Source organism: Lysinibacillus sp. FSL M8-0355, assembly GCF_038008985.1.
Taxonomy (GTDB): Bacteria; Bacillota; Bacilli; order Bacillales_A; family Planococcaceae; genus Lysinibacillus; species Lysinibacillus fusiformis_D.
The window spans coordinates 1,578,251-1,601,717 of the sequence record NZ_JBBPAI010000001.1; the positions used below are offsets into that span (position 1 = coordinate 1,578,251).

20 protein-coding genes are annotated in these 23,467 nt (G+C 40.2%); 17 read left to right on the forward strand and 3 right to left on the reverse strand.

What is annotated here, in order from left to right; genetic code table 11:
- Positions 1–343: 343 nt before the first annotated feature.
- The 11 genes from panB to MKY46_RS07575 all read left to right on the forward strand — a co-directional run bounded on the left by panB (position 344) and on the right by MKY46_RS07575 (position 11,487).
- Positions 344–1,183, forward strand: a complete 840-nt coding sequence (panB, locus tag MKY46_RS07525) for a 3-methyl-2-oxobutanoate hydroxymethyltransferase (RefSeq protein ID WP_036124516.1) — start codon at positions 344–346, stop codon at positions 1,181–1,183.
- A complete protein-coding gene (panC, locus tag MKY46_RS07530) occupies positions 1,180–2,034 on the forward strand; it encodes a pantoate--beta-alanine ligase (RefSeq protein WP_036124514.1) in 855 nt (284 codons plus the stop codon). The genes panB and panC overlap by 4 nt, the downstream gene beginning before the upstream one ends.
- Positions 2,035–2,036: 2 nt before the next feature.
- Positions 2,037–2,420, forward strand: a complete 384-nt coding sequence (gene panD, locus MKY46_RS07535; RefSeq protein WP_036124512.1) for an aspartate 1-decarboxylase — start codon at positions 2,037–2,039, stop codon at positions 2,418–2,420.
- Between the two features lie 264 nt (positions 2,421–2,684).
- Positions 2,685–4,790, forward strand: coding sequence for a 5'-nucleotidase C-terminal domain-containing protein (locus tag MKY46_RS07540; RefSeq protein ID WP_036124509.1), 2,106 nt, complete (start codon positions 2,685–2,687; stop codon positions 4,788–4,790).
- 180 nt (positions 4,791–4,970) lie between these two features.
- Complete coding sequence (dinG, locus tag MKY46_RS07545; RefSeq protein ID WP_058844263.1) at positions 4,971–7,742, forward strand: ATP-dependent DNA helicase DinG; 2,772 nt, start codon at positions 4,971–4,973, stop codon at positions 7,740–7,742.
- A 167-nt stretch (positions 7,743–7,909) separates the two neighbouring features.
- The gene (locus MKY46_RS07550; protein ID WP_268987987.1) at positions 7,910–8,032 is read left to right on the forward strand and encodes a hypothetical protein; all 123 of its coding nucleotides are present in this window, start codon (positions 7,910–7,912) and stop codon (positions 8,030–8,032) included.
- 174 nt (positions 8,033–8,206) lie between these two features.
- Complete coding sequence (locus tag MKY46_RS07555) at positions 8,207–8,974, forward strand: isocitrate lyase/PEP mutase family protein (protein WP_036125184.1); 768 nt, start codon at positions 8,207–8,209, stop codon at positions 8,972–8,974.
- Positions 8,975–8,999: 25 nt separating this feature from the next.
- Positions 9,000–9,557, forward strand: coding sequence for a bifunctional transcriptional activator/DNA repair enzyme AdaA (locus tag MKY46_RS07560; RefSeq protein WP_036125187.1), 558 nt, complete (start codon positions 9,000–9,002; stop codon positions 9,555–9,557).
- A 14-nt stretch (positions 9,558–9,571) separates the two neighbouring features.
- A complete protein-coding gene (locus MKY46_RS07565; RefSeq protein ID WP_036125188.1) occupies positions 9,572–10,477 on the forward strand; it encodes a DNA-3-methyladenine glycosylase family protein in 906 nt (301 codons plus the stop codon).
- Entirely contained in the window at positions 10,474–10,959 is a 486-nt protein-coding gene (locus tag MKY46_RS07570; protein WP_036125190.1) for a methylated-DNA--[protein]-cysteine S-methyltransferase, read from the forward strand. Before MKY46_RS07565 ends, MKY46_RS07570 begins: the two co-directional genes overlap by 4 nt.
- A 198-nt stretch (positions 10,960–11,157) precedes the next feature.
- Positions 11,158–11,487 carry a DUF378 domain-containing protein gene (locus MKY46_RS07575; protein WP_036125191.1) on the forward strand — a complete coding sequence of 110 codons (330 nt, stop codon included), beginning with the start codon at positions 11,158–11,160 and terminating at the stop codon, positions 11,485–11,487.
- A gap of 107 nt (positions 11,488–11,594) precedes the next feature.
- On the opposite strand, the gene MKY46_RS07580 is transcribed toward MKY46_RS07575, so the two are convergent.
- Both MKY46_RS07580 and MKY46_RS07585 read right to left on the reverse strand, forming a co-directional pair.
- Positions 11,595–13,115 carry a CoA-acylating methylmalonate-semialdehyde dehydrogenase gene (locus MKY46_RS07580; protein WP_340833895.1) on the reverse strand — a complete coding sequence of 507 codons (1,521 nt, stop codon included), beginning with the start codon at positions 13,113–13,115 and terminating at the stop codon, positions 11,595–11,597.
- A 13-nt stretch (positions 13,116–13,128) separates the two neighbouring features.
- Positions 13,129–14,490 carry an aspartate aminotransferase family protein gene (locus MKY46_RS07585; protein WP_036118699.1) on the reverse strand — a complete coding sequence of 454 codons (1,362 nt, stop codon included), beginning with the start codon at positions 14,488–14,490 and terminating at the stop codon, positions 13,129–13,131.
- Between the two features lie 36 nt (positions 14,491–14,526).
- On the opposite strand from MKY46_RS07585, the gene MKY46_RS07590 reads away from it, so the two are divergent.
- The gene (locus MKY46_RS07590; protein WP_036118696.1) at positions 14,527–14,742 is read left to right on the forward strand and encodes a hypothetical protein; all 216 of its coding nucleotides are present in this window, start codon (positions 14,527–14,529) and stop codon (positions 14,740–14,742) included.
- A gap of 120 nt (positions 14,743–14,862) precedes the next feature.
- On the opposite strand, the gene MKY46_RS07595 is transcribed toward MKY46_RS07590, so the two are convergent.
- Positions 14,863–16,032, reverse strand: a complete 1,170-nt coding sequence (locus MKY46_RS07595) for a PucR family transcriptional regulator (RefSeq protein ID WP_036118693.1) — start codon at positions 16,030–16,032, stop codon at positions 14,863–14,865.
- A gap of 140 nt (positions 16,033–16,172) precedes the next feature.
- Between MKY46_RS07595 and MKY46_RS07600 the strand changes: the two genes are divergently transcribed.
- The 5 genes from MKY46_RS07600 to MKY46_RS07620 all read left to right on the forward strand — a co-directional run bounded on the left by MKY46_RS07600 (position 16,173) and on the right by MKY46_RS07620 (position 23,451).
- Entirely contained in the window at positions 16,173–17,417 is a 1,245-nt protein-coding gene (locus tag MKY46_RS07600; RefSeq protein ID WP_036118689.1) for a Zn-dependent hydrolase, read from the forward strand.
- Between the two features lie 44 nt (positions 17,418–17,461).
- Positions 17,462–18,865: a dihydropyrimidinase gene (gene hydA, locus MKY46_RS07605; RefSeq protein ID WP_036118686.1), complete on the forward strand. Its 1,404-nt coding sequence runs from the start codon at positions 17,462–17,464 to the stop codon at positions 18,863–18,865.
- Between the two features lie 99 nt (positions 18,866–18,964).
- The gene (locus tag MKY46_RS07610; protein WP_340833896.1) at positions 18,965–20,332 is read left to right on the forward strand and encodes an NAD(P)-dependent oxidoreductase; all 1,368 of its coding nucleotides are present in this window, start codon (positions 18,965–18,967) and stop codon (positions 20,330–20,332) included.
- A 200-nt stretch (positions 20,333–20,532) separates the two neighbouring features.
- A complete protein-coding gene (gene preA, locus MKY46_RS07615; RefSeq protein WP_036118683.1) occupies positions 20,533–21,795 on the forward strand; it encodes an NAD-dependent dihydropyrimidine dehydrogenase subunit PreA in 1,263 nt (420 codons plus the stop codon).
- A gap of 138 nt (positions 21,796–21,933) precedes the next feature.
- Entirely contained in the window at positions 21,934–23,451 is a 1,518-nt protein-coding gene (locus tag MKY46_RS07620; protein WP_036118680.1) for an NCS1 family transporter, read from the forward strand.
- Positions 23,452–23,467: the final 16 nt, after the last annotated feature.

The following is a 23,467-nucleotide window of genomic DNA, read 5'->3' on the forward strand; positions in this document are numbered from 1 at the left end:
TGTCAATTCTAATGAAAGATAAATTTTACCAATGTCGTTAAACGATGATATTGTAAAAAAATAATATTTGAAGATTAGTAGGAGAATCTGTTATAGTATGAGCTGAAGGGCAGTATCCATTGTGAACGGCACCTTCAAAAGCGCAAGATCCCATATTAACCAATATCTGCCTTGATCTTTTTAGACAGGGACGGAAGAAAACGATACGTTCAAATAGCTTTCTTTTTGTAAGCTATTGCCTCTTGATGAGGTTTTTTCCAATGAACGAAACACTACCCTTCTGTCCGTTTTCGGCACAGAGGGGTTTTTCTGTTTTCTTCCCTTAAAAAAGGAGGACTACAACATGAAAACGACGACAGATTTTTTAAAGATGAAAGCAGCAGGCGAAAAAATCGTAATGGTGACGGCATATGATTATCCGGCTGCTACATTCGCTGAAGACGCTGGTGTCGATATGATACTGGTCGGTGATTCACTTGGAATGGTCGTGCTTGGCTATGATTCTACAATGCCAGTGACTGTAGCGGATATGATTCATCATGCTAAAGCGGTTCGACGTGGAGCAAAGGATACGTTTATGGTCGTGGATATGCCATTCGGTTCTTATCATGGCGATGTCAATGAAACATTAACAACAGCCATTGCGATGATGCAACAAACTGGGGCTGACGCCTTAAAGGTAGAGGGAGCGGGTGAGGTTATTGCTGTCATTCGTAAATTAACATCAGCTGGTATTCCTGTCGTTGCTCATTTAGGTTTATTGCCACAGTCAGCAGGGGTGCTAGGCGGTTATAAAGTACAAGGAAAAACGGCTGAACAGGCTGCCGCGTTAATTGAAGAAGCAAAACAATGCGAAGAAGCGGGTGCTTGTGCAGTCGTATTAGAATGTATCCCTCACCAGCTGACTGAGGTTGTCTCCGCTAGTTTAATGATTCCGACCATTGGTATTGGTGCAGGAGTAGAAGCTGATGGACAAGTGCTGGTGTATCATGACATGTTAAGCTACGGCTCACATCATGTGCCGAAGTTTGTTCAACAATTTGCCGATATGGGCAAAGAAGCAAGCGCTGGCATGGTTCGCTATGTTGAAGCTGTGAAAGCAGGTACTTTCCCTGCACCAAAGCATTTCTTTACGATGAAAGAAGAAGCATTAGATAAGTTATATGGGGGCGTCCAAGCATGAGAGTCGTAACTACCATACAAGCATTAGCTGAAGAAATAAACGCAGCCAAGCAGGCTCATCAAACCATTGGACTTGTTCCGACGATGGGCTATTTACATGAAGGTCATTTAACATTGGCACAAACAGCTCGTGCTGAAAATGATGTAGTCGTTATGAGTATATTCGTCAACCCAACACAATTTGGACCAAATGAAGATTTTGAAAGCTATCCTCGTGATTTACCTAGAGATACTGCATTGGCACAGTCTGTTGGTGTTGATATTATGTTTGCACCAAGTGTGGAAGAAATGTATCCCCACGATGGTGGCATCCGTATACAGGCTGGTGAGCAAGCAACCATTCTTTGTGGTGCGAGTCGTCCAGGCCACTTTGATGGCGTGTTACAGATTGTCTCGAAATTATTTCACTTAGCACAACCAACTCGGGCTTATTTTGGACAAAAGGATGCACAGCAAGTTGCCATTATTGCAACGATGGTACGTGATTTTAATTTCCCATTAGAAATACGTGTTGTCCCAATTGTCCGTGAGGAAGACGGTTTAGCGAAATCTTCTCGCAATGTCTATTTAAGTGAGACAGAGCGACAGGAGGCCCCAGCCATCTATGAAGCATTACAATTGGCACGTGATAGCTTTCTAGCGAATGGTGATGCTGTGCGTGCACTGGCTAAAGCAAAAGCTCATATTCATGCACGAACGCATGGTCAGATTGACTATATCCAAATATTAGCTTACCCAGATTTAACACCCGTGACTGCTACGACACAGCAAGCTCTGTTGGCAGCAGCTGTCTATATAGGTAAAACACGCTTAATCGATAATTGTATCTTTACTGTGAAAGAAGGACTGTAAATATGTTACGTATGATGATGAATAGTAAAATCCACCGTGCAACAGTGACACAGGCGGATTTAAATTACGTTGGCTCCATAACAATTGATGAAGATATTTTAGATGCAGTAGGTATGCTAGCAAATGAAAAAGTACATGTCGTGAATAATAATAATGGTGCTCGTTTTGAAACATATATCATTGCTGGTGAACGAGGTTCAGGCGTAATTTGTGTGAATGGTGCAGCAGCGCGACTTGTGCAACGTGGTGATATTGTAATCATTATTTCCTATGTCTATGTGGATAATCATGAAGCCAAAGAGCATAAACCAACAGTGGCCATTATGGGAGAGGGCAATACTATTAAAGAAATGATTGCACATGAGCCAGAAGCAACAGTGATGTAGTGAAGTGAGTAGCATTCATTAAGATGGACGCAGCAATTTATAATTTGATATTAGATAGGAGGATGGCAAAGTATAGCCGATCCTCCTTTTTTCTGTATTCGTATCCATTACAAAAGTTTTGGAAAAATTTTTCTTTTCTTATTATTAAACTAGTTTTAAGATTATAATTTTGTAAAAAAATTCGAATGTTCTAGTATTTTGTGTCATATTTATGTAGAATTTAGTTGTTAGAACATCATTTTACTAGTGGAGGTATCATTTGTAATGGAAAATAAACGTAACAAATTTTTAACAGCAACTGCCGCAGCGTTAGCTGTAACAGCGGTAGCAGTAGCACCAGTATCGGCAGCAAGTCCTTTTTCAGATGTAAAAGAAAGTCATGCAGACTTTGATGGCATCGCTACTCTTTATGCAGCGGGGATTATTAGCGGATACCCAGATGGTACATTTAAACCTGATACAAATGTCACACGTGGACAGGCTGCTAAAATGATTGCAGGTGCCTTAAAGCTGGATACGAAAGATGTTGAGAATCCTAACTTTACGGATATTGGTGCATCCAATCCATATTATGGTTCCATTGCAGCGCTTGTAGAGCTAAAAGTTATTTCAGGCTATGGGGACAAAACATTCCGTCCAAACCAAACAATTACACATGGTGATTTAGCAAAAATCTTGTCGTCTATTCCAACATTACCAGAGTTAGAAAGTGTAAAAAACCATGCGGCTAGCGAAAATGTTACACGTGGACAGCTAGCAACTGTGATTGCAGAAGCCCTAACAAAATCAACGCCAGAAGATGGATTTACTTTATCAATTTTACATGTAAATGATACACACGCTCGTGCAAATGAACTACCTAAATTAGCAACAGCTGTAAAGGAGCAACGTGCAGCAAAGGAGAATGTTCTAACATTACATGCTGGTGATGCATTTAGCGGTACACTATACTTTAACGAATTCCATGGACAAGCAGACTTAGCATTATTAAATGAAATCGGCTTTGACGCCATGGTATTTGGTAACCACGAATTTGATTTAGGTTCATCACCTGAAGGCCATCAAGCACTAGTAGACTTTATTAAAGGTGCTAAATTCCCATTTGTGGATGCCAATACAGATTTCTCAGCAGATGACAAATTCACTGGTTTATTTACAGATTTAATTTCAAGTGAGCCTGAAAACGGTAAAATTTATTCAGGTATCGTGAAAGAAATCAATGGAGAAAAAGTAGGTATTTTCGGCTTAACGACAGAAGAAACGAAAGATATTGCTTCTCCAAACAAAGTGAAATTTACAAACTATATCGAGGAAGCGGAAAAAGCAGTGGCTGCCTTTGAAGGAATGGGCGTCAACAAAATTATCGCTTTAACACATATCGGTTATAATGATAACCCTAATGTGGATAATGATATTTTACTAGCACAAAACGTACCAGGCATTGATGTCATTGTTGGTGGTCATGATCATACAAAATTAGAGGAACCATTTGTAGTTGACACAAACACGGTTGGCGAAGCAAAAGATGCTACATTAATTGTACAAGCAAATGAGTATGTAAAATATTTAGGTACACTCGATGTAACATTTGATGGAGATGGTGTTGTCACAAAGTATAAAGGTGAATTAATTGACCTTGGTAAAGTAGCGGAAGATAAGAAATTAGTGAAGCTGCTTGCACCGTATAAAGCAAAAGTAGATGAAGTGAACAACAAAGAAATTGGTGTAACACTGAAAGAAGCATTAGCCAACCCTCGTTCAAGTGAAACTAGTCTTGAAAGTGTGCGTAGCAATGAAACAGCTCTAGGTAATATTATTACTGATGGTATGTTAGCAAAAGCACAAAAATTTACAGATAAAACAGTTGTAATGGCATTGCAAAACGGAGGAGGTATCCGAGAAGCAATTCCAGCAGGTAATATTACTGTTGGTCAGGTTATTACAGTCTTACCATTTGGTAATACATTAGCATTAATGGACGCAACTGGTGCTGAGCTAAAAGCTGCGTTTGAAGTATCATTGAAAAATGTACCGAATGAAAATGGTGGCTTCCTGCACATCGCTGGGGCAAAATTACAATATGATTCATCGAAAGAAGCAGGCTCACGTGTTGTATCTGTGGAGTACTTCGACAAAGCGACAGGTAAGTACGTTCCGTTGCAGGATGATAAACGGTATACAGTAGCAACGAATGCATACACGGCTAAAGGTGGAGATGGCTTTGATATGTTTGCGAAAGCATATGAAGAAGGTCGTGTTACAGATTTAGGCTTGTCTGACTGGGAAAACCTTCAAGAGCAATTACTATCCCTAAAAGAAGTGAAAACAACAACAGAAGGTCGTATTGTTGACCTAGCTAAAAAACAATAAACTTCTGATTGATTAGGTAAACAGGTAATCGTATTTTCTTTTACGCAACCTTAGGGGCTTCCTCTAAGGTTGCGTTTTTTGTATGGATGAAGTGGCTCATCAAAGGAGGAGAAAGGATGCCGTAAAGACAAATCTATGATAAAATTCAACTTATCTAATGTGAACTGTGAGTTGAGATGTATGATGGAAAGTCAAAAATATGCAATTGTAGATTTGGAGACAACTGGTCATTCACCAGCAAATGGAGACCGGATGATTCAAATCGCGATTGTTATTATGAAAGATTGGGAAATTGAGCGTACCTATACGAAGTTCATTAATCCAGGAAAAACCATTCCATCTTTCATTCAAGATTTAACGCATATCACGGATGAAGATGTTAAGGATGCCTTACCATTTGAGGCACATGCGGATTACATATATGAACTCTTAACTGATTGTGTGTTTGTCGCACATAATGCAGATTTTGACTTATCCTTTTTACAAGCAGAATTTAAACGTGCCGGACTATTGAAGTGGCAGGGTAAAAAAATGGATACGGTGGAGCTAGCTAAAATTTTGTTTCCGATGTCCCTCAGCTTTAAGCTAGGAGATTTAGCAGCAGATTTAAATATCGAGCTAGCCAATGCACATCGAGCAGACGACGATGCTCTTGCTACGGCAGAGCTATTCAAATATTGCTGGAAGGAGCTGTTAAATCTCCCACAGCTAACGCTAGAACAGATGCACAAGCGTTCATTTCGCATGAAATCAAATATTGCTCAGCTTTTTTTCGAGGCATTACAAATTAAACGTCAGCATCTGACAGGTCATGAAAATGTGCATTATTACCGCAATTTTGCCATTTGTAATGGTCGTAATCAGCATGAGAATGAATCACAAACGATGGACTATCCGCAAACGGTGGATGAAAAAAAGGCATTAATGGCAAAGGCACTCCCAAATTTTGAGGTAAGACCTGCACAATTTGAGATGATGGACACGATTTGGCAGGCATTACATGAACAAAAAGAGTGTGTGATTGAAGCTTCTACAGGTATTGGCAAAACCGCTGGCTATTTACTTCCTGCGATTTTGTATGCACGAGCTGTCCATAAAAAGATAGCCATTAGCACCTATACTTCTCATCTACAGGAACAGCTTGTAGAGGAAGAGCTACCTAAGATTGAAAAAATTCTTGGGACAAAAGTGAATTTATGTGTGCTAAAGGGAATGCAACATTACATTGATCTGGAACGCTTTGAGCAATGTATGGCCCATGCTGATGAATCCTATGATGATACATTTACTATTTTACAAATACTCGTTTGGCTGACAAAAACAGAGACAGGTGTGTTAAGTGAGCTCAATGTTTCTGGTGGCGGCCAACTGTTTTTAGAGAAAATCCGCAAAATACCGAGTGACAAGCCTTCAAAGGGCTTTGATTTCTATGAACGAGCGTTAAAGAATAGCACTGTTGCGGACTGTATTGTGACGAATCATGCCATGGTATTGAGCGATTTAGTGCGTCAAACACCGCTCTTTACACAAATTGATGGCTGGATTATGGATGAGGCACATCAATTTATTCAGGCAGCAATGCAGCAAGATGAGGTTGTCTTCTCCTATACACAATGGAAGTATATTTTCGGCCAAATCGGCACGATGGAGGACAGTGCTTTATTTCAACAGTTTTGCCAGGCAGCAAAGAAAAAACAGCGAGTAGCTATGCAAAATTTACAGCGACTGGATGCACAATTTATCCGTCTACAACGAACATTTGATGAAACAATTCAGCAAGCGATTCAAAAAATGCAACAGCAAGTTAAAGGGAAGCAAACTGGTAGTAAATGTACCTTGTTTTTAGAGGATGTTTCATTGGCGAAAGAGCCATTTGCACTAGTCAGTAAACTGACACAGCAATGGTTGGATCTAGCTAGTGGAATTACGCAGGCTTTCGAAAATAATATCGAGCAATTAGATAAAAATGACCTTTTTGTATTGTCTGAATGGCAGTATTGGATTCGAGAAGTGAAAATAAAAATTGCAGAATGGGAAGATATTTTTCTCTCCCCGCAGGACGGCAATTCTGTTTGGTTAGAATTTGATGTACGAAGTGTTCCAGGCAGTCTCCATGTCTTTAAAAAGCCCGTCAATGTCACACCAATTATTGAACAAGTGTTAGCACCTCTACGTCAGCAAGCAAGTATTGTTTGGACATCAGGTACATTAACGGTACCTGGCAATGAACGTTTTATTACACGTCAGCTAGGCATCTCAAATGAAGTCAAAGTTATGAAACTACAAGCACCACCAGCCTATTATGCGGGTGCTAAGGCATTTATTGTAACTGATATGCCAGATATTCAGCATGTCAGCCAAGAAGAATACATTGAGGCTGTTGCCCATGCTATTACACGGACAGTTCGTATGACAGAGGGGCGTTGCTTTGTGCTCTTTACGGCACAGGATATGCTACGAAAAACGGTCGAGCTTATTCAAGATAGTGAGCTTTTAGATGACTATATGCTTTTTGCACAAGGTGTGACAGGCGGTAGCCGTATGCGCATTTTAAAATCATTCCAAAAATTTAGCCATGCCGTGCTTTTTGGCACAAATAGCTTTTGGGAGGGTGTGGATGTGCCAGGGGATGCCCTTGCCTCTGTCATTGTCGTACGCTTACCATTTTCTTCACCAGAAGAGCCCGTTTTTAAAGCGAGAGCAAAGCATCTAACAGCTCAAGGCCGTAATTCCTTTACAGAGCTTTCCTTACCAGAGGCCATTATGCGCTTTAAGCAAGGCTTTGGTCGATTAATTCGTTCTTCACAAGATAAAGGTGCGTTCATTGTACTAGATCGTCGTATTACTAGTAAGTCCTATGGAAAAGAGTTTATTAAGGCATTACCGCCCATCGACGTAAGGAAATTACAGCTACCCGAATTGTTAAAAGAACTAAATCATTGGCAAAAATAACAGTAACCCCTTTTAGCATAAGCTAGAAGGGGTTTTACTATTGTACTGAGGGGTTTGATAATATTATTTTGCTATCATAATCACTGTTATTTGTTTTTATTTTGCACATCAAAAAGGTTGGCGTTTCGAACAATCTCAGTAATATAGTTCATGACGATTTCCGTTGCTTGTTGAACATCATAGCCATTATTGGGTTTATTACAGTGGTCATTTGGCAACGTGTAACGAAAGAAAAACGACAAGAGATTGCCTTCCAGCGTAAGCATGCAAAGGAACAGGCGCTTACTTAATGTAGTTTGATTTGAAATAACATGAAAAGACGTCAGGACAAAGCGATTGTTTTGGACGTCTTTTTTGTATGCCCCTATTGCGTCCAACGAGACCATAATAGCAAGATTGAGGACGAAATAAGTGGAGAATTCCTGATAATATGAGGTCAATCAAACAGTATGGAGGCTTTCGCTATGTCAAAAATTCAGGAATTCAATGATTTACATTGTGCACAAGAGCTGTTGTTTTTAGGAAATGCTTGGGATGTATTATCGGCATTAGCATTAGAAAAAGCAGGTTTTCAGGCGATTGGCACAACTAGCTGGGGTATAGCGAATTCATTAGGCTATGCTGACGGTGAATGGATAGACTTTCAACACCATCTAAATATTATTCAAGCTATTGCAGAGCAGGTGAACATCCCCGTATCTGCGGATATTGAAGCGGGGTATGGTCATGATGAACAAAGTATTATCGACAATGTGTTAAGAACAGCAGATGTTGGAGTAGCAGGAATTAACATCGAGGATTCCTTTAAAAAGCAAACTGGATTAAGAAATATAACAAAACACTGTCACCTGCTAGCAAATATGAGGGCAAGGCTAGATAATCATGGCTATAAAGATTTCTTTATTAATGCAAGAACAGATACGTATTTGCTGCTAATGCATCCGTTCGAGGAAACCATGATGAGAGCACAAGCTTATAGCGAGAGCGGAGCAAGTGGGGTCTTTATCCCAGGCTTAATAGATGTCAATGAAATAAGTGCTATCACAAGCAATGTGGATGCACCCATCAATCTTCTTTCTTTACCAGGATTAACAAATTGCCAACTATTAAAAGAATTAGGGGTAAGGCGTTTGAGCTTTGGCAATGCACTTTCAGATAAAATCATTGCCTATTTATCACAGCATGCTGCACAATTAGTAAAAGACCAAGATACTTCTTCTTTATATGTGTAATCTATGAAATTGAGGTGGTTCATTCGTGGACAATCCAATCAATTTATCCTTTGAGGAAAAGTGGGAAAAAATCATAGCATGTGATCAAACCTATGATGGGCTATTTTATACGGCAGTTAAAACCACTAAAATATATTGCCGTCCTTCCTGTAAATCAAGAAAACCGAAAAAGGTGAATGTTGAATTTTATGAAGATATTCAAGAAGTAGAAGCAGCCGGGTATCGTGCATGTAAACGTTGTCAGCCTGAAATAGAACATTCACCACATACCCAATTGATTAAAAATATTACAGCATTTATCATCAACGAGTATAAACAAAAGCTGACATTACAGGATATGGCGGCGCATGTCGGCATCAGTCCATTTCATCTTGAACGATTATTTAAACAAGAAACAGAAGAGACTCCCAGAACATATCTAGAAAAAATAAGAATTGATAAAGCTGCCCACTTATTAAAGCATACAGATGCTACAAATTTAGAAATTTGCTATGAAGTAGGATTTCAAAGTCCATCCAATTTTTATAAAGTTTTTCGACGGTTGAAAAATTGTTCACCTACACAATATCGACACCTTTCATAGAAAGGAGACCTATTATGAATTGGATAAATGCCGATTGTTATGTAGTCATCGAACCACCAAAAGAATTCAATTATATGGAATGTTTGCTGTTCTTAAAGCGCTCCAATCAAGAAAATTTGCATCATATAAAAAAGGACACACTCTTCAAATTATTAAAGATAAATGAACGGCTTATTTTATGTACCGTCACCGAGCAAGACAATAAAATAAAAGTATCCTTTCTGATGAATCAGCCAGCTGTCCATGAACGAGCAATCATCGTACAATATATAACAGAGTGGTTTGATTTAAACAGGAACTTGCAGGACTATTACCAGATGGCTGAACAGGATCCCATCTTATGTTCACTTACGAAAAAATATAGTGGATTACGTTTAATCGGAATTCCTGATTTATTTGAAGCACTGGTGTGGGCTATTATTGGACAACAAATCAATTTAACATTCGCTTATACGTTAAAAAAACGATTTGTAGAACATTTTGGAGAGCATGTTCACTTTAAGGGACAAAGCTACTGGCTCTTTCCGACACCAGAAAAAATAGCAGCCATTCAGGTAGAGGACTTGAGAAGCCTTCAATTTACATTGAGGAAATCAGAGTACATTATTGATATTGCGAAAAGTATAGCAAATGGTCAATTGACAAAAGGTTTATTGCGTCAAAAAGACGGCTACGAGGACATGAAACAAAGTTTAATGGCTATTCGAGGCATTGGTGCATGGACAGCCGACTATGTGTTGATGAAATGTTTACAAGAGCAATCTGCTTTCCCTATTGCAGATGTTGGATTGCATAATGCAATAAAAACACAATTAGCATTAGAGCGAAAACCAACGCTTGAGGAAATTCATCACTATGCGAAACATTGGCAAGGCTGGCAAGCTTATGCCACCTTTTATTTATGGAGGTCACTAGTATGAAACGGTATAAATTAGATTACAAATCGTCCATTGGAATTATTGAAATCGAAGGTAGTGAAACAGCTATTGATGGGATTAATTTTGCAGAGCGAGGGGAGATTGTCAATGTCCCTCAACAAGATACTCCTCAAGTGCTACTAACATGTGCTAAGCAATTGCATGAGTATTTTATTGGTGAACGTCATGCATTTTCATTTCCCTACACCTTTAAAGGTACTGATTTTCAGCAAGCAGTTTGGCATGCCTTACCTAGTATAGGCTATGGTGAAACAGCTTCTTATAAAGATATTGCAATGGCTATTAATAATGAAAAAGCTGTAAGAGCTGTCGGTAGTGCCAATGGCAAAAATAATATAAGCATTGTTGTTCCTTGCCATCGAATTATTGGCTCCAATGGAACGTTGACAGGGTATGGTGGCGGGATGTGGCGCAAAGAATGGCTACTTCAGCATGAGCAAACCTATAAAAACCCATCCAAGTAATGTTCGTTCATCGTCGTACCTTTCTTTGTGATAATAGCATCACTGCAATTCCATGCTGTATAAAAAAGTAGTTATTGCAAAAAATAAGACCGTCAAAATGGCGGTTTTAATGACTAGTCTTTGTCATTTTATCGCTTCTTATGACATCTCCCTGCTGCAAATTTAGCTTGGAGTAAAGACGATAAAGGAGGTGTACGCATGAGCGTGCTTTATAGAATTGCCTTAGTATTAGTCATTATAGGTGCAATCAACTGGGGACTCATTGGATTCTTTAGATTTGATTTAGTTGCTTATTTGTTTGGTGGACAAACTGCGGTCTTATCTCGATGGATATATGCCCTTGTTGGACTTGCGGGTCTAATCACCATACCAATTCTTGTGAAGCGATTTGAAGACGAGGATGATGTAGATACATTCACTCGTATGGACAGAAATCCTAGCTATGGCATGGAGGCTGGGGAGGAAGCGGATTTCACTGAAGTAACAAAGACAGAAGTGAAAAAAGTGGAGAAAAAAGAGAACGACTAATTAATCTGCAAAAACTGGTGACCCAATTTGGTTCGTCAGTTTTTTTAATAGAGCAAAAACATTCGCATGGCTCCTTTAAGAAGCAACACGAATGTTTATTTTAGTGATTAGTCTTGATTACTCGGAAAAGCAAAGGATGAGGTTACATCATTTCCTTGTTCCACCCATCTTTCTGATATGGTTTTCGCTTTTGTGAAGAAACGTACTTGGTCAGGGCCAAACATATGCCCTTCACCGAATCTTGAACGTTTCCAGCCACCGAAATTGTGATAGCCTACTGGAATAGGAATGGGCACGTTGACACCTACCATTCCAACTTCAATTTCAGTGGTAAATTTCCGAGCAGCCGCACCATTGTTTGTAAAGATTGTCACACCATTCCCTAATTCATGGGCATTAATAAGAGCAATTGCCTCATCCAATGTAGCTACTCGAACAATATTCCGTGCAGGTCCAAATACTTCTTGCTCATAAATTTCCATCCCAGGCTTTACGTGATCGAGTAGAGTAGGACCCAAGTAGAAACCATTCGATTGCTTGGCGATATTAGGATTTCTTCCATCACAGACAATTGTAGCACCTTCTTCCACGCTACGATCGATAAAACCAATAATGGCATCCTTGGACTGCTGTGTAATAACTGGTCCAAAATCGACTTCGGAGTCTGTATACGGACCCACTTTTAATTTGGCAATTTTATCAGCAAGAATACTGACTAATTTATTGGCTGTATCCTCACCTACAGGAATAATAGTTGAAATCGCCATACAACGCTGAGAGGCAGCTCCAAAGGCAGCACCTAGAAAGGCATTGGCAACGTGCTCTAAGTCAGCATCTGGCATAACCACCATATTATTTTTACCACCACCTAACGCTGTCACACGTTTCCCATGTTTAGAGGCTGTGGCATAAATAGCTTCTGCGACGGGTGTAGAGCCGACAAAGGAAATTGCTTCAATGGCTGGGTTGCATAACAGCTCATTGACAGCCTCTTTATCGCCATTAATGACAGTCCAGACACCATCTGGTAAACCAGCTTCTTTCCATAGCTCTGATAAAAATAGAGCGGAGCAAGGAACACGCTCTGATGGCTTTAAAATCACACAATTTCCTACGGCTATCGCCATGCTTGTAATGGCTAGTGGAACCATGGCAGGGAAATTAAATGGCGAGATAGCCGCCACTACGCCTAATGGTACTTTCATCGAATAGGCATTGATATGACCACCTACATTAACAGAATATTCACCTTTTAGTAGATGTGGGGCATTAATAGCTAAATCTACTGACTCTAAACCTCGTGTAATTTCGCCTTTTGCATCCTCCATTGTTTTGCCACTTTCAGTACAGATCATATCGATTAACTCATCCATATTTTCTGTTAATAGTTGGCGAAACTTTAGGACGATTTCTGCTCGTTTCCCAATAGATAAAGCACGCCAAGCTGGGAAGGCAGCTTTGGCAGCAGTAATCGCTTCCTGCACCTCCGCTGTTGTTGCTAAAGGAACACGAGCGATGACAGTGCCAGTACTTGGGTTGTAAACATCTGATAACTGGCCACTTTTCCCTAAAATCGTTTGTCCATTGATAAAATGACCTAGCTCTTTTATGTCAGTATTCGTTACCATCTAGCCATTCCTCCTACAGTTTAATAGATTGTAATGCCTGCACAAATTTTTCAATAATAAAATCTTTCTCATCTGAGGAGATAATCAATGGCGGAGATAATGTCAATACATTATTGAAACCTGCAACGGTTACACCATTTTTCCCAATGATTAATCCGAGTTCCTTACATTGCGCAATCACTTTGTTTACAAGCGTAACATCGAGTGGTGTTTTGCTGTCTTTATCTTGAACAAGCTCAACGCCAATCAATAAGCCTTTCCCACGAATATCCCCAACATATGGATGTTCCTTTAATTGCTCCTGTAAGGTAGCCAGAAGTGTTGCTCCTAGCGAAGCGGACTGGGCAAATAAATCTTCCCGCTCCATTATTTCAATATTTTTTAGTGCTACGGCACATGCCGCTGGTGATCCACCGAATGTGTTGACATGGCGGAAAAAGTCATATTCCTCACTCCCTGCAAAAGCCTCATAAATTTCACGGCGAACAGCTGTAGCTGACAGAGGCATATAAGCACTTGTTAAGCCTTTCGCCATTGTCACAATATCAGGCTGGATGCCGTAATTTTGAAATCCAAAAGCTTTGCCAGTACGTCCAAAACCACAAATTACTTCATCGACAATAAGCAATGCACCATGCTTTTCACAAATAGCTTTGACCCCTTGTAAGTAATGGTCATGGGGCATAAGCACGCCACCACCAGTGATGATCGGCTCCATAATGATAGCTGCAATGGAATCGGACATTTCCCATGTCATAAGATGATCAATCGCTTGAACGGATGGTAATGCACAAGGGTCCTTACTTTTAATATGATCTTCATTTGCACGATACGTGTCAGGCGGTGTGACATGAAGAAAACCAGGTGCCAGTGGCTCATATTTATATTTTCGCTGAGCTTGTCCAGTAGCTGCCAAAGCACCCATTGAGCTCCCATGATAGGCACGATAACGAGAAATAATTTTCGTTCGATTGGCATGACCTTTTTGTTGATGATATTGTCTAGCGATTTTGAAGGCAGCCTCATTTGCTTCAGAGCCACTATTGGAGAAAAAGACGACATAATCATCTTCTAAAAGCTCACTAATTTTTTCGCTTAATTTAATGGCAGGGATATGCCCTACAGATAATGGTGTATACGTATTTTCAATCAATTGCTCATAGGCAACTTTGGCAATGTCCTCTCGTCCATAGCCAACATTCACACACCATAAACCAGCCATAGCATCTAAATAGCGTTTTCCTTCAATGTCGGTAATCCATGCTCCTTTAGACGATTGGACAATCATCGTTGCATTCGGATTGTATGGCTTCATAGAGTGCCAAACAAATTGTTCATCTTTCACTTGCCAATTTGGGCTTGTTACATTAGTCACGAAGCTTCACTCCCTCTGTATAGGTGGTTGAATAGCATGCATATGTTTGTATCAGATGTGGACAACGAAAATGCACAGTTGACCCCATTTGTACTTTATATGTATGCCTTAAGTGTTTTAGAAGGGGTATTTATCTTGATTGAACTGAAGATTTCCTCCTACACTGAGGGAGATGAGTGTTTGCAGTGGGTGTTCAATCAATCGCTGAAAGAAAAGAACACCGTCAAAAAACACCACGTTCTGTGGCAATGACGGTGTGACCAATATCATGTTGCCTCACAATCTCAGGAGGATGTCGCAAATTTTGTAGCCGAGTTTTTTTGAAAAAATAGCAGAAGTAAAAAAGATTGAAAAATCAGATAATTAAGTAATCTACTGATGTGTTAAAACATCCTCAATTAAAAAAGCAATATACAGGTTAGTTTTCGTAAAGGGATTACTTAAGTCCATGTCCAATAGCATTTCGATTTTCTTTATTTTATAAAGAACCGTATTACGATGAATAAATTGACGTTCACTAATCCTACTTGTACTGCCATTTTCCTCAACAAATATGCGTAAAAAAGGAACGTAATCTGTGTTGTGCAATTCATCATAGCGATAAAGCTGTCCTAAAATATCCTGACTGAAAGACTTCATCAAGGGCTGATTTTGCACAGCCATAAGTATTTTATAGGCACCAATTTCTTGATATTTGTATAAGTAACGGTTGTTATGAAGCTGTGCTAAATGAATGACAGTTAATGACTCATCATAGCTTTTACGAGCATTTTCTAGCTCTTTATAATAGTTCCCTTTTCCGATAATAATATCTAAGAAACCGTTTTTTAAGGTGATTTTTTCATAGATTTCTTCCACGACTTTTGAGAAGGGTACATTCGGTGTTATGATTTGAGCTTTATCAATTAGAAAAATGAGGTGATTTTTATGCTTTAATTTTAAGAAGCGTTGATAGCGATTTTGAAAAGCGAATTGCATCATCACCTCATAACGGTCAATAGAGGCTTGGGTGCCAATGGTTGTGCAAGTAATGATCGCTAATTCTCTCCCGTGGGGAAATCCTAGCTGTGCTAGTTGATCTTTCATCGTGTTAGCGTTTTGTTTGTAGTGAAATAGTAGATTGAAAAGTACCTTTTCTTCGATGGAGAGCTCTTGATGATGGTTGGCAATAAATTGAAAAGTAGTTTTTAATAGATCGGCAATACGATAATTCCATGGCATTTGAAAAATAGGGAAATCATGTTGATTAGCGAAAGAGATGACGGCTTCAGGAATATCAGGAATGAAAGGCCCTGTATTAATGATAAAGCCAGCTACTTTTTTGGTGTAGGCTTGTTTGACAAGCTGTTCTAAGGAAGCTGCTTGTGCATCTAAATGAATGCCTGTTGTGACGACTAATTCATTAGGTCTACAAAACATGATTAAATCACTGCTCTCCACAACGTTAATACCAGTAACTCTGCGATACGTACCACTATGTCCAGCGACTAATGTGAGCATTGGGAATTGAACACCCTCTACAATTTTACGAATCGTCCCCATATTTACCCCCCTTAATTATGAACATAACTTACCATATATGATGTGCAGTTGCACATATTTTTTTAGTTTACTATCCATATCTCACAAGTTTTATTTATTTTAGAATGTTTAATAACTACTGTGAAAGAGAGGACTTGCATATGTATAAATGTAATAGTAGACGATTGCAAGAGTTAATTGAACAATTTAGTCAATTTGGAGCCACTGACAATGGTGGTGTCACACGTTTGTCTCTTTCGGATGAGGACGTTTTAGCAAGAAACTATTTTTGTAAGTGTTGTGAGGCGTTAGGTATGAACATTCAGGTAGATGATATGGGGAATATTTATGCCACGCTTCCTGGGAAAAAGAATGTGCCGCCCATCGTTATGGGTTCCCATCTAGATTCTGTTGAAAAAGGTGGGAGATTTGATGGCGTGTTAGGCGTACTAACAGCTATCGAGGCCATTCGAACAATAAAGGAAAATGACATTGAAGTGGATATTCCACTCATGATTGTCAATTTCACGAACGAAGAGGGGGCACGTTTTGATCCAGCCATGATGAGTTCAGGGGTCATCACCTCGAAGTTTGATAAAGAAAAAATGCTGCAATCCACAGATAAAAATGGCATTCGCTTTCAAGAAGCATTACAAGCAAGTGGCTATGAAGGAGAGCAGGTCAATCGTCTAAAAGAAGCACTGGCTTATATTGAATTGCATATTGAGCAAGGGCCAGTACTAGAGGCAAAAAAACGTGAAATTGGTGTTGTTGAAGGTGTACTAGGTATGGTCTGCTACGAAATCACCATTACGGGGCAATCGAATCACGCAGGGACAACGCCAATGTCAATGCGCAAAGATCCGATGATTGTTGCATCGACGATCATGACAGAGCTCCATGAGCAATTAGGCAAGGTGGATGAACAGCTTGTGTTTACCTTTGGTCGTATGCATGTTTCTCCAAATATTCATACAGTCATCCCGAATAAGGTGACATTTACCATTGATTCCCGTCACCAAAAGCCAGAGGTCATGCAACTGGTTGAGGATATTCTCAATGCACTTCCAGAGACAGCAGGCGGATGCCATATTCAGCCTGTCAAGCTATGGGGAAGAGATACCGTGCATTTCGATAGCGCCATTTGCAATGAAGTAGAAAGAGCATGTCAAAGCTTTGGTTACTCAGCTCATCGTATGTTTAGCGGCGCTGGTCATGATGCACAGTATATGGCAAGTATGGTTCCTTCCGCGATGATTTTTGTCCCAAGTATCGAAGGCAAGAGTCATTGTGAAGAAGAGGAAACAACCTTTGAGGATTGTGCAAAGGGAGCAGATATTCTGCTAGAAACGGTGTTAACGCTACAAACAAAGTTTAGTCTGGGCGAGACATATACACTGCATTAAACATCAAGGATTCTCTAATTTTGTGATGAAGGGTGAGGGGCACAATGAAAAAAATCATTAAAGGTGGACGAGTTGCAACTGCTGCTGACGTATTTGAGGCAGATATTTTAATTGATAACGGTAAAATTGTTCAGATTGGACAAAATTTAACGGATGCTAATGCTGAAATAATTGATGCAACAGGTAAGTACGTATTACCTGGTGGCATTGATCCCCATACGCATTTAGATATGCCATTCAATAATACGGTGACAGATGATGATTGGAAATCAGGTACAATTGCAGCGGCCTATGGTGGGACAACTACTATTTTAGATTTCTGTTTAACAGCTGGGGAAGAAAAATTGTCTACAGCGGTGGAGAAATGGCATGACAAGGCTAAAGGAAAGTCAGCTATTGATTATGGTTTCCACCTAATGATTGGCGACTTAACACCTGAAACGGAAGCTGAATTACCGAAGCTACTGGAGCAAGAGGGCATTACCTCTGTAAAAGTCTTTATGGCGTATGCAAAAGAATTCCAAGCAACAGATCGTACTTTATTTAAAGCCTTTAAAATCGCTAAAGATCTTGGTGCTGTGGTGATGGTACATTGTGAGAATGGCTATGTTATTGATGAGCTGGTAGAAGAAGCTCGACGTGCTGGTCATAAGGAACCCATTTATCATGCACTGACTCGTCCAGCCGAATTAGAGGGAGAGGCAACAAAGCGTGCCATCGAATTAGCCCATATTGCTGGAGCAAAGCTCTATGTGGTGCATGTGACATGTAAAGAAGCAGTGGATGAAATTATTGCTGCTCGTGAAAAAGGCTATGACGTCTATGGTGAAACTTGTCCGCCATATTTAACACTCGATCAATCAGCCTTAGCACAGCCAGGCTTTGAGGGAGCCAAATATGTATGGTCGCCACCACTTCGTCCGAAGTATCATCAAGAGCATTTATGGCATGCATTAAAGGCGAAACAGCTTCAGACCATTGGCTCAGATCAATGCTCCTTTAGCTTTAAGGGCAAAAAGCAGCTAGGCTTAAATGATTTCTCGAAAATTCCAAATGGCGGGCCATTCATTGAAGATCGATTCAGTATTTTATATTCGGAGGGCGTAGCAAAGGGGAGAATTTCAATCCATGAATTTGTGGATATGATTTCTACTAGTGCGGCAAAAATATTTGGCTTATTCCCGCAAAAAGGAACGATTGCGATTGGTTCTGATGCGGATATCGTTATTTTTGACCCAGAGGCAAAACGCCAAATTTCGGCTAAAACGCATCATATGAATGTTGACTATAACCCATATGAAGGCTGGGAAGTGACTGGGGAGCCTGTTAGTGTCCTAGTCCGAGGGGAATATGTCATTAAAAATAAAGAATTTGTAGGCATACTTGGCAGTGGACAATACATTAAACGTCCATTAAGAACAGTAGTTGCGGAAGCGTTAAATATTTAGCTTCCTTCAGTAGACGACCGATTGTTTTGACTGGAGAACAAAACAATCGGTTTAGTAATTGATTCACGGAAAAAATGCTCACATGAGGGGGATGTGGAAATGGTTCCGATTCAAGAAAACGCGATGACCATACAGCTTAGACGTAATTTCATGGAATTAAAAGGAAAGATGACAAAGAATGAGGCTATTGAGGAAGCCAATCGTTGTCTATATTGCTATGACGCTCCATGTATTAAAGCCTGTCCAACAAGTATTCAAATCCCGAATTTCATAAAAAAAATTGCATCTGGTAATATGAAGGGTTCTGCTACGACTATATTAGAAGCAAATCCTATTGGTGCAAGCTGTGCGAGGGTTTGTCCAACAGAAGAACTGTGTGAAGGGGCGTGTGTCTTAAATTCTTCAACAAAGCCAATTAAAATTGGTGAGTTACAGCGTTATGCAACGGATTGGGCAATGGAAACAAATGCCCAGCTATTCCAACCAGGCCAGCATAATGGACAGAAAGTAGCCATTATTGGAGCAGGCCCTGCTGGTTTATCGGCAGCACGTGAACTCAGCCGCTTAGGCTATCATGTAACGATTTATGAGGCGGAGGCAAAGGCTGGAGGTTTAGGTAGCTATGGCATTGTAGCGTTCCGTTTACCAAATGAAGTTGTAGATTGGGAAGTGGACCAAATTGAACAGCTCGGTGTGGACATTCAAACCAATACAACTGTAGGTGTGGATATTACAGCAGCTGAAATTTTGGCGCAATATGACAGTGTGATATTAGCTGTCGGTATGGGGGCTGTGCCGAATCTGGGCATTAAAGGTGAAGAACTAGAAGGTGTACATGATGCCATTGACTTTGTGCGAAAAACAAAAATGGGACCGCTTACAAATGATATTGTAGGAAAACGAGTAGCTGTGATTGGAGCAGGAAATACAGCCATTGATGGTGCTACAAGTGCAGTGCGCTTAGGTGCTGACAATGTGCAAATTCTGTACAGAAGAACGCAAAAAGAAATGACAGCGTACAAATTTGAATATGAATTTGCTAAGCAGGATGGCGTGGAATTTAAATGGCTAACTGCACCGAAGAAAATTATTGGCAATGAAGCGGGCAAGGTGACAGGCATTGAATGTGTGAAAATGAAGCTTGGTGAGGCTGGTGCTGATGGGAGACAACGACCAGAAGAAGTTGAAGGCTCCAATTTTATCATCGAAGTGGATGCGGTGATTAAAGCCATTGGACAAACGCGTTTTGTATCGTTAATTGAAGCCTTTGGTTTAGCCCATACAAATGGGGTTGTCGATATTGATGAAACGACAATGCAAACGTCTCATGACAAAGTATTTGCTTGTGGAGATGTTGTCTTTGGTAATGGACAGGGGGAAGCGATGGTGGTGACCGCTGTACAACAAGGAAAAGATGCAGCATACAAGATTCATGAACGTTTAAGAAAACCAAGTGAGATTGCATAAAGTGAACCTTCAATCCGTGGAGGTTTTTCATCCTCCACGGATTGTTCGTTTCACCAATCGGGTTTTTACAGGCTGTTGATTCAGCATTTGAATATTTGGGCATACCTTTACATTCTGAAGTCGGGGTCTTACAGCTTATACCTGATGCTATGCTTTCGGTACAAAATAGCTTGTTAATAAGGGATAGAGGGGGAACTTATATGGCTGACTTACGCATTAATTTAGCGGGTATCAAATCACCTAATCCATTTTGGCTAGCATCCGCACCACCAACGAATTCAGGTTATCAAGTACAGCGTGCATTTGAAGCAGGCTGGGGTGGTGCTGTTTGGAAAACATTGGGGGAACCAATTTTAAATGTGTCCTCTCGTTTTGCAGCAGTTAGTTTTAATGGTCAACGTGTCGCAGGCTTCAACAATATTGAGTTAATTACAGATCGACCATTAGAAGTAAATTTACAAGAAATATATGAGACGAAAAAGAGATTTCCGAATCATGCGATTATTGCCTCGTTAATGGTAGAGCCAAAGCAGGAAAAGTGGCATGAAATTGTGAAACGCGTAGAAGATGTGGGGGTTGATGGTCTTGAGCTTAACTTTGGTTGTCCACATGGGATGGCAGAACGAGGCATGGGTTCTGCCTCTGGTCAAGTCCCTGAGTTGGTGGAAAAACAAACGTACTGGGTAAAGGAAGCAGCGCGTACACCTGTTATTGTGAAGCTAACACCAAACATTACAGATATTACTGTAACGGCGGAGGCAGCGACAAGAGGTGGAGCAGATGCAGTTAGTATGATTAATACGATTAATAGTTTAGCAGGTGTCGATTTAGATTCGTGGAATACAGTGCCTAATGTAGCTGGCAAAGGGGCACATGGTGGCTATTGTGGTCCAGCAGTTAAACCGATTGCCCTCAATATGGTTGCAGAATGTGCCCGTAATCCATTAGTCAATGTACCGATTTCGGGCATTGGTGGTATCTCGAACTGGCAAGATGCAGCAGAGTTTATTTTAATGGGTGCCACAGGCGTCCAAGTATGTACAGCAGCGATGCATCATGGCTTTAGTATTGTGGAGGATATGATTGATGGACTGAATAATTATTTAGATGATAAAGGCCTAGCTTCGGTCATGGATTTAGTAGGTCGCTCTGTGCAAAGATATTCAAGCTGGGGTGATTTGGATTTAAATTATAAAATTGTTGCAGAAATTAATAATGATGTTTGTATCAATTGTAATAAATGCCATATTGCGTGCGAGGATACTTCCCATCAATGTATTGATCTCTATACAGAGGGTGATCGTCCAATGCTAAAGGTTCGTGAGGAAGACTGTGTCGGCTGTAACCTATGCTCCATTGTTTGTCCTGTCGACGGTGCCATTACAATGGTAGAACGTCCATCAACGATTCCGCCAATGACATGGAATGAACGTCAAGCCCTTCTGAGCAGTCTGTCAAAATAATGGCCTCTTTAGCTCAATACTGAATATAAGATAAAAGATGATTAAAATCGAAATTCCACCTTCCTTCAGCATTTGGTGGAGGAAGGCATAACTTCAAGTAGGTTGTCACGGAAATTAGAGAAAAAGGAGAGAAGTAGGATGGAACGTGAAGGGAATTATTTGAAATCCCCAGATTTACTTCCAGTGACACATCAACAAAGAAATATTGGAACATTTGGTTTTGCAGTGATTTGGATTGGCATGGCGATTGTTCTAGCGGCTTTTGCCATTGGTGGCTCAGCCATTATGAACTTATCACTACCAATGGTTATTGTAGCAACATTGGTAGGCTCTTGTTTAATCGGTGTCTTTATGACGTTAATTGGTGATATAGGAATTGAGCATGGGCTATCATTCCCAGTCTATATGCGTGCACCTTTTGGCACATTCGGTACACATATACCTTCCCTTGTACGTGGTGTCACAGCTGCTTGTTGGTTTGGTCTTAATACGTATTTCGGTGCTTTAGCGATAAATGGTATTTTAAATTTAATGTTTGGCTTTAATAATTGGTTTATCTGTTTCCTTGTATTTGCTGCTCTTCAACTTTTTAATACATCCCTAGGTATTAAATCCATTGAGCGCTTTGCTGATTTAGCAGCACCTGTCATTATTTTAATTTCTTGTTGGATGTACTACACATTAGCAGATAGTGCAACGTCACAAGGAAAAAATATTTGGACGTGGGTGGAAACCCCAACAACAGGCATTGCTGCTTTTACCGCTTTTATGGTAGTCGTGATGGCAAATATGGGCTTTTGGGCAACACTCGCAGCCGATATGCCTTCCCTATCTCGTTTCTTTAAGGCACCTAAAAATGAGCGAAATTGGTTTAAGCGTAATAAAACACAGCTTGTTGGCTCATTAATTGTTATGCCAATTACCAATACATTCATTGTCGCAATTGGAGCAGTTTGTTATATGGCTGTTGCATCGGCTGATCCGATCAACGCCCTACAACAAAGTGCAAGCGGCTTTATTTTAGGTATTTTATTGTTGATGATTGTGTTAGCGCAATGGTCGACTAATACCTCTGCCAATGTTGTGCCAGCTGCGACGATTTTCTCTAATATTGGCGGACCTAAAGTACCGTTTTGGGTAGGGGTTGTCATTGCAGGAATTATTGGTATTATTGCACAGCCTTGGAGCCTATTTGATGTGATGGTCAATGTCCTATTAATAATTGGCGGTATTTTAACGGCCATTGTAGGTATTTTATTTGCTGATTATTACCTAATTCGTAAACGCCGTGTTCATGTTAAAGAGCTTTATGAGTTAGATGGGCAATTTAAATATTATAAGGGCTTTAATATGGCCGGGTTAATTGCCTGGGTCATTGGGGGAGCGGTCGCGAATATTTTTGCAACTTATTCCTCTTTAGTAGGATTTGTTGTTGGAGCGGCTGTATATTATGTATTAGCGAAGTATTGGTGGTTTAAAAAGTATCCACAGGCGGAGCTAGAAGACCCGAGTGATGCCAAATATTTAGGCATTACAGTCGGGCATAATTTGGATGAACTATTTGGGCAACCAGCATCTGCTCCAACGTCGGCCCTAGAGGAGGAAGAACTTGTGGAGCAACCAGATCCTCTGTTAGAAATGAAGGGCGCCGAGTAAGATAGACTACATCAAG

Excerpts from the sequence above, each read along its gene's own strand:
- MKY46_RS07590 (WP_036118696.1), top strand. The coding sequence starts at position 14,527 with ATGCATATGTTTGTATCAGATGTGGACAACGAAAATGCACAGTTGACC.
- panC (WP_036124514.1), top strand. The coding sequence starts at position 1,180 with ATGAGAGTCGTAACTACCATACAAGCATTAGCTGAAGAAATAAACGCA.
- MKY46_RS07600 (WP_036118689.1), top strand. The coding sequence starts at position 16,173 with ATGTATAAATGTAATAGTAGACGATTGCAAGAGTTAATTGAACAATTT.
- panD (WP_036124512.1), top strand. The coding sequence starts at position 2,037 with ATGTTACGTATGATGATGAATAGTAAAATCCACCGTGCAACAGTGACA.
- MKY46_RS07610 (WP_340833896.1), top strand. The coding sequence starts at position 18,965 with ATGGTTCCGATTCAAGAAAACGCGATGACCATACAGCTTAGACGTAAT.
- MKY46_RS07555 (WP_036125184.1), top strand. The coding sequence starts at position 8,207 with ATGTCAAAAATTCAGGAATTCAATGATTTACATTGTGCACAAGAGCTG.
- hydA (WP_036118686.1), top strand. The coding sequence starts at position 17,462 with ATGAAAAAAATCATTAAAGGTGGACGAGTTGCAACTGCTGCTGACGTA.
- MKY46_RS07620 (WP_036118680.1), top strand. The coding sequence starts at position 21,934 with ATGGAACGTGAAGGGAATTATTTGAAATCCCCAGATTTACTTCCAGTG.
- MKY46_RS07540 (WP_036124509.1), top strand. The coding sequence starts at position 2,685 with ATGGAAAATAAACGTAACAAATTTTTAACAGCAACTGCCGCAGCGTTA.
- dinG (WP_058844263.1), top strand. The coding sequence starts at position 4,971 with ATGATGGAAAGTCAAAAATATGCAATTGTAGATTTGGAGACAACTGGT.
- preA (WP_036118683.1), top strand. The coding sequence starts at position 20,533 with ATGGCTGACTTACGCATTAATTTAGCGGGTATCAAATCACCTAATCCA.
- MKY46_RS07580 (WP_340833895.1), bottom strand. The coding sequence starts at position 13,115 with ATGGTAACGAATACTGACATAAAAGAGCTAGGTCATTTTATCAATGGA.
- MKY46_RS07570 (WP_036125190.1), top strand. The coding sequence starts at position 10,474 with ATGAAACGGTATAAATTAGATTACAAATCGTCCATTGGAATTATTGAA.
- panB (WP_036124516.1), top strand. The coding sequence starts at position 344 with ATGAAAACGACGACAGATTTTTTAAAGATGAAAGCAGCAGGCGAAAAA.
- MKY46_RS07565 (WP_036125188.1), top strand. The coding sequence starts at position 9,572 with ATGAATTGGATAAATGCCGATTGTTATGTAGTCATCGAACCACCAAAA.
- MKY46_RS07575 (WP_036125191.1), top strand. The coding sequence starts at position 11,158 with ATGAGCGTGCTTTATAGAATTGCCTTAGTATTAGTCATTATAGGTGCA.
- MKY46_RS07595 (WP_036118693.1), bottom strand. The coding sequence starts at position 16,032 with ATGGGGACGATTCGTAAAATTGTAGAGGGTGTTCAATTCCCAATGCTC.